Source organism: Methanobacteriaceae archaeon, from assembly GCA_013403005.1.
Classification (GTDB): Archaea; Methanobacteriota; Methanobacteria; order Methanobacteriales; family Methanobacteriaceae; genus Methanobacterium.
Genome location: JACBOA010000003.1, coordinates 134,500 through 147,932 on the forward strand (window position 1 = coordinate 134,500; position 13,433 = coordinate 147,932).

General features: G+C 40.2%; 15 protein-coding genes and 2 tRNA genes. 15 read left to right on the top strand and 2 right to left on the bottom strand.

What is annotated here, in order from left to right:
* Positions 1-147: 147 nt before the first annotated feature.
* The 5 genes from HVN35_03910 to HVN35_03930 all read left to right on the top strand — a co-directional run bounded on the left by HVN35_03910 (position 148) and on the right by HVN35_03930 (position 3,313).
* A tRNA-Leu gene (locus tag HVN35_03910) sits at positions 148-231 on the top strand.
* Between the two features lie 133 nt (positions 232-364).
* Positions 365-437, top strand: a tRNA-Thr gene (locus HVN35_03915).
* A 209-nt stretch (positions 438-646) separates the two neighbouring features.
* Positions 647-1,294 carry a hypothetical protein gene (locus tag HVN35_03920; GenBank protein NYB51695.1) on the top strand — a complete coding sequence of 216 codons (648 nt, stop codon included), beginning with the start codon at positions 647-649 and terminating at the stop codon, positions 1,292-1,294.
* A 43-nt stretch (positions 1,295-1,337) separates the two neighbouring features.
* Positions 1,338-2,231: a winged helix-turn-helix transcriptional regulator gene (locus HVN35_03925; protein ID NYB51696.1), complete on the top strand. Its 894-nt coding sequence runs from the start codon at positions 1,338-1,340 to the stop codon at positions 2,229-2,231.
* Between the two features lie 269 nt (positions 2,232-2,500).
* Positions 2,501-3,313, top strand: a complete 813-nt coding sequence (locus HVN35_03930; GenBank protein ID NYB51697.1) for a metallophosphoesterase — start codon at positions 2,501-2,503, stop codon at positions 3,311-3,313.
* Between the two features lie 66 nt (positions 3,314-3,379).
* Here HVN35_03930 and HVN35_03935 read toward each other — a convergent pair whose 3' ends face one another.
* Positions 3,380-3,778, bottom strand: coding sequence for a DUF2769 domain-containing protein (locus HVN35_03935; GenBank protein NYB51698.1), 399 nt, complete (start codon positions 3,776-3,778; stop codon positions 3,380-3,382).
* Positions 3,779-3,971: 193 nt separating this feature from the next.
* Here HVN35_03935 and HVN35_03940 point away from each other — a divergent pair, with 193 nt between their 5' ends.
* On the top strand, positions 3,972-5,339 hold the full coding sequence (locus tag HVN35_03940) for an MFS transporter (protein ID NYB51699.1): 1,368 nt from the start codon (positions 3,972-3,974) through the stop codon (positions 5,337-5,339).
* 206 nt (positions 5,340-5,545) lie between these two features.
* Here HVN35_03940 and HVN35_03945 read toward each other — a convergent pair whose 3' ends face one another.
* Entirely contained in the window at positions 5,546-6,331 is a 786-nt protein-coding gene (locus tag HVN35_03945; protein NYB51700.1) for a citryl-CoA lyase, read from the bottom strand.
* A gap of 275 nt (positions 6,332-6,606) precedes the next feature.
* Here HVN35_03945 and HVN35_03950 point away from each other — a divergent pair, with 275 nt between their 5' ends.
* From HVN35_03950 to HVN35_03990, 9 genes are all read left to right on the top strand, one after another.
* Positions 6,607-7,398, top strand: coding sequence for a phosphate ABC transporter substrate-binding protein (locus HVN35_03950; protein NYB51701.1), 792 nt, complete (start codon positions 6,607-6,609; stop codon positions 7,396-7,398).
* An 87-nt stretch (positions 7,399-7,485) separates the two neighbouring features.
* Positions 7,486-8,289 (top strand): sugar phosphate isomerase/epimerase, encoded by an 804-nt coding sequence (locus HVN35_03955; protein ID NYB51702.1) that lies wholly within the window; start codon positions 7,486-7,488, stop codon positions 8,287-8,289.
* Positions 8,290-8,372: 83 nt separating this feature from the next.
* A complete protein-coding gene (gene pstC / locus HVN35_03960) occupies positions 8,373-9,248 on the top strand; it encodes a phosphate ABC transporter permease subunit PstC (GenBank protein NYB51703.1) in 876 nt (291 codons plus the stop codon).
* 5 nt (positions 9,249-9,253) lie between these two features.
* Complete coding sequence (gene pstA, locus HVN35_03965; protein ID NYB51704.1) at positions 9,254-10,102, top strand: phosphate ABC transporter permease PstA; 849 nt, start codon at positions 9,254-9,256, stop codon at positions 10,100-10,102.
* A gap of 2 nt (positions 10,103-10,104) precedes the next feature.
* A complete protein-coding gene (locus HVN35_03970) occupies positions 10,105-10,863 on the top strand; it encodes a phosphate ABC transporter ATP-binding protein (protein ID NYB51705.1) in 759 nt (252 codons plus the stop codon).
* 35 nt (positions 10,864-10,898) lie between these two features.
* A complete protein-coding gene (locus HVN35_03975) occupies positions 10,899-11,567 on the top strand; it encodes a phosphate uptake regulator PhoU (GenBank protein NYB51706.1) in 669 nt (222 codons plus the stop codon).
* A 10-nt stretch (positions 11,568-11,577) separates the two neighbouring features.
* Entirely contained in the window at positions 11,578-12,015 is a 438-nt protein-coding gene (locus tag HVN35_03980) for a DUF2226 domain-containing protein (protein ID NYB51707.1), read from the top strand.
* Positions 12,016-12,027: 12 nt separating this feature from the next.
* Positions 12,028-12,690 carry a phosphate signaling complex protein PhoU gene (gene phoU / locus HVN35_03985; protein ID NYB51708.1) on the top strand — a complete coding sequence of 221 codons (663 nt, stop codon included), beginning with the start codon at positions 12,028-12,030 and terminating at the stop codon, positions 12,688-12,690.
* A gap of 156 nt (positions 12,691-12,846) precedes the next feature.
* Positions 12,847-13,425, top strand: a complete 579-nt coding sequence (locus tag HVN35_03990; protein ID NYB51709.1) for a DNA ligase — start codon at positions 12,847-12,849, stop codon at positions 13,423-13,425.
* Positions 13,426-13,433: the final 8 nt, after the last annotated feature.

Genomic DNA, 13,433 nt, shown 5'->3' on the forward strand with positions numbered 1-13,433 from the left:
GTTTATAAATTATTTAATCGTTGTTATACTGGCTATGGTAAGAGATTTTAAGGGCAATTGTTCCATAGATATGGTATAAATACTTGTAATTTAATAATTTAAATCACCGTTAACTTCATATAGTATGTAAACCCAAGTTCGATGTATGCAGGGGTGCCCGAGCTGGCCAAAGGGGGTGGACTTAAGATCCTCTGGCGTAGGCCTACGTGGGTTCGAATCCCATCCCCTGCACTTAAATTAACTTACTCCTATTTTAGGGTTAGGAAAGTATTTTAAATAATAATATGAAGAGTTTATGAAAAATGATTTGTCCATATATAGTTAAGTATAATAGTGGTATCACCTAATAAAAGATAGTCTTCTAGCCTCAGTGGCTCAGCCGGTAGAGCGATGCCTTGGTAAGGCATAGGTCGGGGGTTCGAATCCCCCCTGAGGCTTATTTTTTAAGGAATGTGTTATTTTTATGATTTAGATTTGATTTTAGCCTGGTATTTTCAGGTAACATTTCTAGTAAGAAATACTTCAAAAATAGAAAAGAATAAATTTTCTTTCTGTATAGTAAAGAATATCTATGTAGAATAAATATTGAGATAATCTAAGAAAAAAAGAAATAATAAACAAAACTGGATTTACTTTAGATGATAAGATGTCAAAGACGTTGGATATTTTAATGGCCGGTTTAATCGCCGGTATAGTGGCCTACACCACATCTCAACTGGGTATAGGTGGTACGGTTTTAGGGGCAGTTCTGGGTTCCATGTTGTACCAGTTAATGTCCCATTTTTTAAAGGACCCTGTAGAAAATGTTAAAACACAAAATATAGAGCGGGAAATCGTCTATATTTTTCCGCTTATTGTTATACTGGCTATAGAAGTGATATATCTCTTGTCAAGCATTTATCACACCCCCCAGGAGATATTTTTCACCCTGGAAAGCGCCACTGGAAACAACCTCTTCAAGCTCATGGGCATCGGTTTAATAGTTATGGGTTTATTCCCCATCATTCAGGGTTTCTACCCGTACATTAAACATTACAACATCAAGATGTACGGTTATATCCTGGTGGCTGTAGGTGTGGTAAAGCTCCTGGTGGGCTTTGCGGATGTTAACAACCCGGTAGCACAGCTATACGCACCCCTGTACTACCAGGTAAACGAACTGGTTTCCCTGGTAATTATCGCTGCCATCACCTTCGTGGTTGTGGCCATAGCCCGGGATTCTGTTCAAGTATATTATAAGAATGGTGAAGAGCAAGAAAAAGATATTAGTCTAGAGGAAAAGATAGATAAGTAACTGGATTAATTGATAAATAGGTAACATTAAATTAGTTGATATAATGAATATAAAGGGTAAAAATAACACTTTGAAAGCTGTGCTGGATGTTATACTATATGAAAATCCATCCACACAGGATGAAATTGCCGAAAAATTAGGTTTAACCCGTAGATACGTCACTAAACTATTACAACCTCTGGTTAAACGTGGCGTGGTTAAGAGAGCTTATATCCTTGATCTTAAGAAGTTCGATGAGTTTTCTGAGATGTTCGATGAGGAACCTACCTCCCGGGAGCATGCTGGAACCTTCCTAATCAAGGAGATGCTCAAGAACATGGCTGAACAGGTCTGCAGTCAGTTTGACATGTCCTTCGATGCTTTCCTAAAATACGATGAGGAAATGGCCAATGAAGCCCTTAAATTAGATTTCGTAACCAACAACATGCATGAAAAAATCCGTGCCTCTGTAGACACGGTTATATCCATTAATCCTTATTCTGAATTCAGTAAAACCATGGTTTTTGGTGAAATAGCCTTTGATCTGGAGCGTATAGCTGATCACACCGCCCAAATAGCCAACTTCGTTTTAAGTGGTTGTTATGAAGTTGATGAGGAGATGCTGGATACCCTGAAATCCATGTTTAAAACCTCCCGGAAAATGGTTAATTATTCCATGAAAGCTTTTTTAAATGAGGAATTAGATTATAAGGATAAAATCATGGATTATGAGGAAAGAATTCATGAGTTACAGAAAAAGGCCCTGAACAACATCGCCCTCCAGATGGCGGATGATGATATGGACAAAGACCGTTCCACATATTATCTGTCCTTATCACGGGTGGTTAAGTCATTTGAAAGGATCGGTGATATCTCTGTGGAGATAGTGGATACAGCCGGTGAGTTTTATCGTAACATCCCCAGAACCACTACGCCTGAGCGTTTCAGACGTCAATAAGTTTTTTATAATATTTTAAATATTCACTATTTATTTTAATCTTCTAGTAATTTTTTAAAATCCCCTATAATATTTTATCTTTTTAAATTTTCCACCCACTTTTGAGTTTTTATTAAATCATTTTAATTTTTTAGCACTTCCACGTCAAATAACTTTTCATTTCTAGTTTCTTGGAACTTTTACTTGGTTAGATAAATTACTGGAAAAATAAATATTTATACTATTAGTGTCTTATTTTACACTATAAGTGAAAAAAGGAGAAATTGTAGATGAAAAAGAAAATCGCACAGATGTCTGATTTACATTTTGAAGAATATAAGTTCTCAGAAGAACTTAAAAATAATTTGTTAGAGCAGATCAGTGAAGAAAATCCTGATTTGATAGTAATCTCTGGAGATATAACTGCACAGGGATATGTAGAAGAATATGTTAAAGCAAAAGAATTTATCGATGAATTAAAATCCACTGCAGAGGTATATGTTGTGCCTGGAAACCATGATTCCTGTAATGTTGGATTACGACAGTTTAAAAGGTTGATTGGCGATAGAAGGTTTATACACAACGATATGCACAACAGGATGGTTATCATCGGATTAGATTCTTCAGAACCCGATATTCATGACGGACAGATTGGAATAGACCAGAGAGAATGGTTGGTTCGTGAACTAAGGAAAGTTAGAGAAGATATGCGAATAATCGTGACGTTCCATCACCATATACTCCCCATACCCCGCACAGGACGGGAGAGAAATATTTTACTGGATGCCGGGGATATCCTAAAAATTCTAATGGAATACAAGGTCGACATGGTTTTAAACGGCCATAAACACGTGCCCCATGCCTGGAGGTTGGAAGAACTGGTGACTGTAAATTCAGGAACCGCAACCACCAGAAGGTTACACGGCACCAACGTTCCCTCATACAATTTAATTGAACTGGGTGAAGACGAATTACATGTTAAAATGATAAATACAGAAACAGGAGTTAAAGCAGATTTAGCACATTATCCTCTGGAGTTTAAATTTAAGGGGAAAATATTCAAACCCCCAATAGGGAAAATAGCCAACGCATCGTTGATTTAGGTTTTAATTAATTTCTTTTTCTTTTAAAAAAATAAGTAAATTTCATACCGGCGTATAATTAAGTTTTCATACCGGCGTATAATAAGTCCTTCTCAATTCCCGTAATTTAGCTTCACGGCTTTCATCTTCTCCAATATCAATTTCACAGCACTCAGAAGCTTCTCCATTTTTACAAAAATAGGCTGGTGCTCCCCTTGCTTCCAGGTCGTTCTCTTTCCAGACATCGCAGCCTTTACACTGGCATTCTTCATGGAAATACAGATCCCCGCAGATCGTTTTCCCAGTGGCACAATAAAGTTGGGGTACTTTTTCAGGGTCCACCACAAAACCACTATCGATATCTGCTGAACTTGCTTCCTCCATTTCTTTCCATTGATCTTTTACACACGAACTTTTGGCCTGTACCGGACACTGGGCACACAGACATTTTTCCATATTCTCCGGGTTAAAGTCAATTTCAATCATTCTATCACCATCTTATTTATGTGCCCCCTCCCTATTTATACATAATGTGAAATGGTGTACACTAATAGCAAGATTTATTATGGTGGACTGAAATAAGAGTATTTTATTTAAATTCAAATTTGGAGGGGTTCAATTGAGGCAAACATCTACCCAAAAGTGGCAAATTTTAATAGCCCTGGCACTGGGTACATCCATGGTCCCCATAAATGCCAGTATAGTTAACGTGTCTCTACCCAGTATAACAGAGTTCTTCGGGGCATCTGTGGCTACTTCACAATGGGTTTTAACCGCTTATCTCATAATGCTCCTGAGTCTGGTGCTCTTTTTCGGCAGGTTCGGTGATTTCTATGGCCAGGAAAAACTGTACATGTATGGGGCGGTAGGGTTCCTGTTTTCCTCTGTTCTTTGCAGTTTAGCCCCTTCAATTCATCTCCTGATAATATTCAGGGCTTTACAGGGTATCACTGCAGCCATGATGATTTCAGTGTCTATTGGGATTATCAGAAGGGCATTTCCAGTTGAATATCTAGGGAGAGCACTGGGAATCTATTCCATGGCCATAGCTGCCGGGTTAGCTCTGGGCCCGGCCATCGGAGGATTCCTGGAAAGCGCCGGCAGCTGGACCTATATATTTTTGGTGAACATTCCCCTGGGAATCATCAGTCTGATTATCTGTTACCTGGTCCTGGAAAGAAAGGATGGTGACGAGGTCAAATGGGATTTAAAAGGCACCATTTTGCAGTTCACTACATTATTTACCGTGGTTTATGGCTTGAATCTTGTTCAAACCTACGGGTTGGATCTGAAAATTCTCATAATCGGATCTTTTGCCCTGTTTACCTTTATCCTATTTATCGTTAACGAAAAAAGAGTCGAATATCCCTTATTAAATTTATCACTCTTCAGGAATGCTAAATTTTCAGCCTATAACCTCGCTCTACTCTTCAACTATCTTTCTATGTATATGGTACTCTTCATCATGCCCTTCTATCTCCAGAAGGTTTTACATCTATCGTTAGGTGGTATAGGGCTGCTTTTAACCGTTTCGCCACTGGCCATGATGGTACTGGCACCGTTTTCCGGTTTCCTCTCCGATAAAATTGGATCGAGGTATCTGGCCTTTGCTGGATCCCTTACCTTTGCCCTGGCCCTTTATTCCATGTCTTATCTTACCATATTTGCAAATTCCGGTGATGTGTTATGGAGGTTTGTAGTTCTGGGCCTCGGCGCAGCTTTATTCCAGGCCCCTAACAACCGGTCCATAATGGCCAGTATCTCTCGAGGTGAATCGGGTATGGTCTCCAGTATAATCGTTACCATGCGAAATCTGGGCATGGTATTTGCAGTTTCATTTGCCGGGCTGATACTCTACACCACCATATCACCCGATACACTCCAGTCACCCCTGTTATTTAATCTCCAGGCCTACGATTTCACCACCGGCATGCACAGGATAGTGATTTTTGGTGCGATTTTAAGTGTGATCATGGCCTTTCTATCCCTGATAAAAATTCACAGTACCAAGGTAGCGTTGAATTATATTAAAGATAAGATCAGTTGATGAACTATATTTAAAACAGGAATAGTTAATTGAAATTGATTTAAAAATAAAATCAATCAGTAAAACCCAATCAAAAACAAAATTAGCCGGTGAAAACCCAATCAAAAACAAAAATCAGTCAGTAAAAGCCTGATCAAAAACAAAAATCAGTTGATTTAAAATTAGATTAAAAATCAGATCAAATGGGTACAGGGGAATAGGATCACTTAAAGTACCGACAATTCTTCAAAACTAAAGGTCTTTTTAAAGGGTTTCTCATTTTTCTCTTCTATAACATGGGCTAGTAGACCTGGTAATCTTCCTATAGCGAAAAATCCACATCCTGTTTTCCAATCAAATCCCATATCTGATAATATTGCACCATTTGCCCCGTCTATATTCATTTTTATCCCTTTTCTTGCCCATAGAAGTTCCTGCATGGACAGGGCCAGTTTCATGTGATCGCCGAAACAGTCATATTTGTAGGAAAGTTTGATCAATTTGGAGGCCCGAGGGTCTTCCTTATGATAACGGTGCCCGAATCCTGGGACTTTTTTGCCGTTATCCAGGTAGTGGTTAACCAGTTTATCTGCTAGAAGGTCATGGGTTAAGTCGGAATTGTTTTTGTATTTGATGGCTTCCTGCATCACCTTCATGGAGATCTCTATGGCACCGGCATGATTTTCACCGAAGGCCAGTAACCCCCCGGCTAGGCAGGATGCTACTGGTGAACCTGCTGAAGCCATGGTTCTGGCAGCCTGGGTACTGGGCGGGGTAATTCCATGATCGCAGAATGATACCAGTACTGACTGGAGCATTCGGGCCTGGTTAGGGGTGGGTAATTCACCTTTTATAAGTAGATAAATTAACTCGGGGAGGGTTATATTTTCTATTAAATCCTCCTGTGAGTAACCTCTGGTTAAAAGATGGTTGGGTTCCACTTTTGTTATGGATGTTTTCCATCTGGGATTAACTGGTTGTATTATATCCTTCAGTACTTCCTTAGTTATCATAAATCATTTTATTCTACAATGATAATATTTAAATTTAACCATTAAGCCTATTTTAGTTCACTAATTAGGAAATAATGCGGTTGTGGTGGGTATACTATTTATAGACAAAATCTCATGGTGTAGCATTAAGTCCACATGAGTTCACCAATTAAGAAAGATCGGGTAATAAATATACGTCTTTTTATGACCGAATGACACATTTAGTGTAATTTTAAACACAAATAGTAACACTTATATAGTAATGGGGGGTTTAGTAAAGTTTGAGGTGATTTATTGTGGATACCAAATACATAATCGGAGCTATTGTCATAATAGTAGTAATAATAGGTGTTGCCCTCTATGCCGGAGGTGCCTTTACCAAACCCGAAGGTAAAATAACAATCGTTGGTTCAACTTCAGTGCAGCCAGTTGCAGAGAAGCTAGCCGAAGCTTACCATAATGCAAATCCAGATGTGAACATAACCGTTCAAGGTGGAGGTTCATCTGTAGGACTTAAGAGTGTACAGGATGGTACAGCACAAATCGGTACATACTCTTCAAAACTGTCCTCAGAAAAAGCACCTGGTATAGAACAATACGTGATTGCAAACGACGGTATATGTATCATAGTAAACAAAGATAGTAACGTCACTGATTTAACAGCAGACCAGGTAAAAGAAATATTCGCTGGTAATGATAGTAGTTACACTGTAGTAACCAGAGAAGAAGGATCCGGTACCAGAGACGCATTTATAGACCTGATAATGGGTGGTAAAAACGGTACAAACATAACCAAATCCGCCATTGTACAGAGTTCAACCGACGCTGTTAAACAGGCTGTAGCAGGTAACCCTAACGCAATTGGTTTCATGTCATTAGCCGATGTGGACGACAGTGTTAAAGTTGTAAAAATCGATGGTGTAGAACCATCAGAAGCAACAGTTAAAGATGGATCCTACAAAATCCAGAGACCATTCCTGTTCCTGACTAAAGGCGCAGCTACTGGTGTAACCCTGGAATTCATTAACTGGTGTTTAAGTGCCGAAGGACAGAAAATCGTTCAAGAAGAAGGAGCAGTACCAGTATAACTGAATTCATCTATAAACAAATGAGTGGGTTAACCCCCCACTTTACCCTATTTTTTTAAAGTGAATTTTAATTTAGGTGAATTTTAAATGAAAAAGATTGGTGTGGCTCTTTACAACAATTTTCAAGGTTCACAAGAATCCTTTTTTAATTTCTTACATAAATTAAACGTAGATTACGTGGAAATAGGTAAAGAATGGATCCCGGAGCGTGACAATATCGGGCAGACCAGGGATCTTCTAGATATATATGATTTAAAAGCCAGTCTTCATATCTCTCCCCAGTACAACCTTGCTGAATTTGATGAAAAGAAATGGAAAAGAAACATCCTGGGGGTTTTGGGAGACCTGGGAATTTCCTATGATCTGCAAGTTGAAAACGCGGTCTTGCATTGCGGATGGGTAAACAGGGATGATATAACTCCTACAGCAATGGATGAAGGATTTGAAAGGTTTGCTGAGGCATACCATTTAATTAACGATTATGCAAAGGATTTCTGTTTGAATATTGGTCTGGAAAACCAGTGTACTAACGGATATAAATATTATCTATTCCAGGACACCGATAACGTGAACAAACTGGAGGAACTCGTTGGTAAAGATATCTCTTATATTTTAGATGTGGGACATTTGGGGCGGTTAGGATTACCTTTAAACCAGATGATGGAAAGAATTGAAGATAAACTCATAGGAATACATCTACACGACTACGATGATTTCGGAAGGGATCATCTACCTGTAGGTATGGGTAATTTAAAAGTAAATGAATTATTCACTATGATAAAGGGAAAAGACCTGTTTATTACCATAGAAAACAGGTCAGTCAACCATATTAAATATACTCTTTTACATTCTCCATTAACTGTTTTATGCCATCCAGCCTACAAAGCATAAGATGAATTAAAAAAATTAATTAGTACGACCGACATTAGAATAATTACCATTTATCAAAATTTTCTACTTGAGAGGTGCAAGCGATGGCAAGGAATTGGGAAGAATTTCTAGTGGAGAAAGTGCTGCTTTTGGCGGCGATATCATCTATCATTATAATACTCCTTATAATCGGATTCGTTATTCAACAGGGCCTTCCAGCAATGGAACAGGTAGGTCCTTTAAACTTCATATTTGGAATGGACTGGAGTCCATCCTATGATATTTACGGCGTTTTCCCCATGATCGTGGGATCACTGGGTATGATGGCACTGGCACTGCTATTCGCCGTTCCATTATCCATTTTTGGTGCCATATTCCTGGCAGAAGTTGCACCAAAAACCATGAGAAGGATTTTAAAGCCAACCATACAAACACTGGCCGGTATACCCTCTGTTATTTACGGTTTTTTCGGTTTAATAGTATTGGTTCCCTTCATGAGGATACACTTTGGAGGCAGCGGTTTCAGTATGTTAACCGCCTCCATCATCCTGACGGTGATGGTGTTACCCACCATCCTGAGTATATCTGAAGATGCCCTCAGGTCCATTCCCCTGGAATATAAAGAGGCATCTCTTGCACTGGGAGCCACCCACTGGCAGACCATCAAGAACGTGATATTCCCGGCAGCACTACCCGGCATAGTAACCGGGATAATCTTAGGGATGGGTAGAGCCATAGGCGAAACCATGGCCGTGATCATGGTAGCCGGTAACACACCCATAATCCCCGGTTCCATACTGGAACCTGCCAGGGCCCTTACCTCTAACATAGCCCTGGAGATGGGTTACGCCCTTGGGCTTCACTATAACGCACTATTCGCTACCGGTATAGTGCTGCTCATGATGATCATAGTTCTACTGGTGATCACCAACTACATCAACTACAAACGTAAAGTTACCGTGGGAGGAGGTTACTTATGATATCCATGCCCAGAATCATTTCCCCCCACCATGCCCAGAAAATCATGAACGTAGTTCTCTGGGGAGTGGGCCTTCTAGCCATCGTGATACTCATCATCATAATAGGCTACATCCTTTGGAACGGCCTTCCCCAGTTCTCTCTGGAATTCATCTTTGGTAACCCGGTTGGCTCCGGAGAATCTGGAGGAATCTGGCCTATGATTGTATCCACCTTTTATGTGACCTTCATTGCACTCATAGTAGCCACACCACTGGGAGTACTGGCTGCCATCTGGCTGGCAGAGTATGCTGGAGAGAGTACCTTAGTAAAGGCCATACGGTTCGCCGCCGAAACACTGGCATCCATACCATCCATTGTATTCGGTTTATTTGGACTGACCTTCTTCGTGGTATTCTTACAGATGGGATTTTCAGTCCTTTCAGGAGGTCTGACCTTAGCTCTGATGGCCATCCCCACTATACTGCGAACTGCTGAAGTCTCCATTGAAGCTGTGCCACAATCCTATAAGGAAGGTAGTCTGGCACTGGGAGCTTCTAAGTGGCAGACCATTTATCGAGTAGTTATACCCGCCGCAATACCCGGAATCACCACCGGTATCATTTTGGGTATGGCCAGGGCTATTGAGGAAACAGCTGCTATATTATATACGGTAGGTGCTGCTCTGGCTATTCCTATGTCCATATGGGATCCGGCAAGGCCCCTCCCGTTGCACCTTTATATTCTGGCCACGGAAGGTGTATCACTACCGAATGCTTATGGTACAGCGGCTGTTCTGGTCCTTATAATTTTAATAATAACCATATCCACGAACTATCTAGTGGAAAAATACACTAAAAAGATGATGGGTAGATAGAAATGGAAAATATAATAATTGAAGTTAAAGAATTAAACACATATTTTGATGAATCACACATTTTAAAGGACATATACCTTGACATACCAAGAAATGCCGTAACTTCATTGATTGGGCCGTCGGGATGTGGGAAATCAACCTTTTTGCGAACGTTGAACCGGATGAACGATGTTATTCCAACATTTAAAAAGGAAGGAACCATCCTTTTAGACGGTAAAGAGATTTACGACCCTGATGTAGATGTGGTCGACCTCCGTAAAAGGGTGGGCATGGTCTTCCAGAAGCCAAACCCCTTCCCTAAATCAATCTTTGAAAATGTAGCCTATGGACTGCGAGTTCACGGTAACAACGATAAGAAGGACCTGGAGCGAAGGGTGGAAGCCAGTCTTAAAGAAGCAGCCCTATGGGATGAGGTTAAGGACAAACTTGATGATTCTGCCATGGGACTTTCTGGTGGGCAGCAGCAGAGACTGTGCATAGCCCGGACCATAGCTGTCGAACCAGAAGTAATCCTGATGGACGAACCCTGCTCCGCACTTGATCCCATATCCACCACTAAGATTGAGGATTTGATCCATAAACTCAAAAATGAGTTCACTATAATCATCGTAACCCACAATATGCAGCAGGCTACCCGTGTTTCCAAATATACGGCCTTCTTTTTACATGGAGAAATTGTTGAAAAGGGACTTACCGACAAGATCTTTATTGAACCAGAAGATAAACGAACAGAGGATTACATCACTGGTAGGTTTGGATGAGTTTAATGGTCACATCCCTTTAACTCGGGGGTAATATGTACAACGTGGTATTAGAAAACAAATTAGAATCATTAACCAAGGACGTCCTGATTTACAGTAACCAAACCACCGACCGGATCGATAGAGCAGTAGATAGTTACATAAATGATGATGTGGAACTCGCCAGGAAGATAATCAAATCAACCGATGAGATAAACAAGGATAGTTATAATATAGAAGATGGTTGCCTGAAGGTTCTGGGGCTTCACCAGCCAGTTGCTAAAGATCTCCGTATGGGGGCAGCCATACTTAGAATATCCATAGAGCTGGAGAGGATAAACGACTTATCTGCCTATATTTCAAGGTACACCATAGATTCTGAAGAGAGAAATTTAAAAATCCATAAACCCCCACACCTGATGTTCATGTCCCAGACTGTACAGAACATGCTCAAAGATGGAGTAGGATCCCTGATAAATCAAGACCTACATCTACTGAAACGTTCCACAAAAAATTACAACAATTTACAGGACTTCTACAACCAGATGTTTTCCGAATACAATGAACTTACCCATGGAGGCTCACAGACCTATTTAATCCTTGTTGGGAGAAACTTGCTCAGTATGGGGCATCACGTCATGGGAATGGCTGATAGAATAGCTTACTCTATTGTCGGGAAACGTGTGATGCATACTAAACTTTTCCATAACCTTTTAATGAGGTGAATTTAATATTATGTGGTTTCCTTCCTGTGAACCGGAAATGGTGATAAGAGGCAATTTAAAAAAAACTCACATACCTGATCTAGGTTACATAAGGTTTATAGATAAAGGCAACGAATCCATCCTGTTTATAAGTGAAGAAAAAATAGTGGGAGCATGGTACCTGGACATAGATACACTGGAAGAATATTATGAAACTAAAGCAATGAAATTGATGATGATCAGACCCGAGTCCAAGGTAGAAATTTATAAGATGAATGATAAACTTTTTAATACCATCCTGGAACTGAATGAGGAATGTAAATTATCGTTACCTGTGGAATTAGACTTCATAATTGATAAATATGATGCAAATAATCCGGTTGACCGGGACAAGTTGTTACTCAAATATGGAATACGAGATCCGTCTGAAAATGACTTAGACACTTTAATAAAGGAATATACAAAATAGGAGAAATGGAAGATGGCAAAAAAATCCCCGAGAATATTTTTCAGGAAAAGATTGAAGGAATTAAGAGATTACATGGAAGAAATGGGCAAATATACCCTGGAAGCATATAAAGACTCCATAGATGTCCTGTTTAATTATGATGAAGAGAAGATAGCCACTATCATGGATATCAATGAGAAAGTGGACCGGATGAACTACCTGCTGGAACAGAAAACCATGAGCATAATCGCATCCGAACAACCAGTTGCCAGGGATTTAAGATTCATAGAAGCATCAATAAAGGTAGGAAGTCATTTTAAAAGAATGACTGGACTGGCATCCAACATCGCAGAAGTATCCAAACAGATAAAGGATGAAAAAATCCCGGAAACACCAAAGAAAGATATCGAACATATGGCCGACCTGGTGGGCAGCATGGTCAGCAAGAGTATCACTTCCTTTTTAAACCAGGACGTGGAAACTGTTCGGGAGCTGCACCATGATGATGATGAAGTGGACGACCTGTTCGATACCACCCTCCGGGACATTACAGAAAGCATGTTCGATGAGAAAGATGCCATTTACTACATGGTCTACCTGCTCTTCGTGGCCCGTTTCCTGGAGAGGATCGCCGATCGGTCGGAGAGTATAGGCAACCGGACCGTGTTCATGATCACCTGTGAACAGCCTATATAAATTCTCTAGAAAATTTTTTATTTTTCTTTTATTTCCTCTCTTTTTTTTTGAATTTCAAATCCTTAAAATTATCAAACATCAAACCCTTTTTTATCAATTACAAATTTCAAAAGTTTTTCTAAATCAAAGTACATATATGATAACTGGTAATAAATCATGGCGGAAGATAAATTAACCAAGTACAGGGAAAAACGTGACTTCAACGTTACCCCGGAACCCCACACCAGCAAAAAAACATCCGAAAAACCCAGGTTCGTGGTGCAGAAGCATAAATCCCGGAATCTACACTACGATTTCCGCCTGGAGGTAGATGGTGTTTTAAAATCCTGGGCCGTGCCCAAGGGACCGTCGGTTGATTACACCCAGAAACGACTGGCCATACCCACTGAGGACCATCCCGTTGACTATATAGATTTCGAAGGCATCATCCCCGAGGGAAACTACGGTGCAGGGACGGTTATAGTATGGGATACCGGCACCTATCGCAACTTAAAGGAGAAAGATGGTCAGAAAGTTCCCATGGAGAAGACCATTGAAGATGGTCATGTGGAGTTCTATCTGGAAGGAGAGAAAATCAAGGGTGCCTATGCACTGATCCACACCGGGCGAGAGGGGAGAAAGTTCTGGTTGTTTTTTAAAATGAAAGAATTGAATAGAAATACCAGGGATATCTTAACTGAACGGCCGGAGTCTGTTCTAAGTGGGAAGACCATTGAAGAATTAGAAAAAGGATAATTTATTTT

What these genes read in the sequence shown, in the direction of transcription:
- HVN35_03920 (NYB51695.1), top strand. Translation starts at nt 647, where the DNA reads ATGTCAAAGACGTTGGATATTTTAATGGCCGGTTTAATCGCCGGTATA.
- HVN35_03925 (NYB51696.1), top strand. Translation starts at nt 1,338, where the DNA reads ATGAATATAAAGGGTAAAAATAACACTTTGAAAGCTGTGCTGGATGTT.
- HVN35_03930 (NYB51697.1), top strand. Translation starts at nt 2,501, where the DNA reads ATGAAAAAGAAAATCGCACAGATGTCTGATTTACATTTTGAAGAATAT.
- HVN35_03935 (NYB51698.1), bottom strand. Translation starts at nt 3,778, where the DNA reads ATGATTGAAATTGACTTTAACCCGGAGAATATGGAAAAATGTCTGTGT.
- HVN35_03940 (NYB51699.1), top strand. Translation starts at nt 3,972, where the DNA reads ATGGTCCCCATAAATGCCAGTATAGTTAACGTGTCTCTACCCAGTATA.
- HVN35_03945 (NYB51700.1), bottom strand. Translation starts at nt 6,331, where the DNA reads ATGATAACTAAGGAAGTACTGAAGGATATAATACAACCAGTTAATCCC.
- HVN35_03955 (NYB51702.1), top strand. Translation starts at nt 7,486, where the DNA reads ATGAAAAAGATTGGTGTGGCTCTTTACAACAATTTTCAAGGTTCACAA.
- pstC (NYB51703.1), top strand. Translation starts at nt 8,373, where the DNA reads ATGGCAAGGAATTGGGAAGAATTTCTAGTGGAGAAAGTGCTGCTTTTG.
- pstA (NYB51704.1), top strand. Translation starts at nt 9,254, where the DNA reads ATGCCCAGAATCATTTCCCCCCACCATGCCCAGAAAATCATGAACGTA.
- HVN35_03970 (NYB51705.1), top strand. Translation starts at nt 10,105, where the DNA reads ATGGAAAATATAATAATTGAAGTTAAAGAATTAAACACATATTTTGAT.
- HVN35_03975 (NYB51706.1), top strand. Translation starts at nt 10,899, where the DNA reads ATGTACAACGTGGTATTAGAAAACAAATTAGAATCATTAACCAAGGAC.
- HVN35_03980 (NYB51707.1), top strand. Translation starts at nt 11,578, where the DNA reads ATGTGGTTTCCTTCCTGTGAACCGGAAATGGTGATAAGAGGCAATTTA.
- phoU (NYB51708.1), top strand. Translation starts at nt 12,028, where the DNA reads ATGGCAAAAAAATCCCCGAGAATATTTTTCAGGAAAAGATTGAAGGAA.
- HVN35_03990 (NYB51709.1), top strand. Translation starts at nt 12,847, where the DNA reads ATGGCGGAAGATAAATTAACCAAGTACAGGGAAAAACGTGACTTCAAC.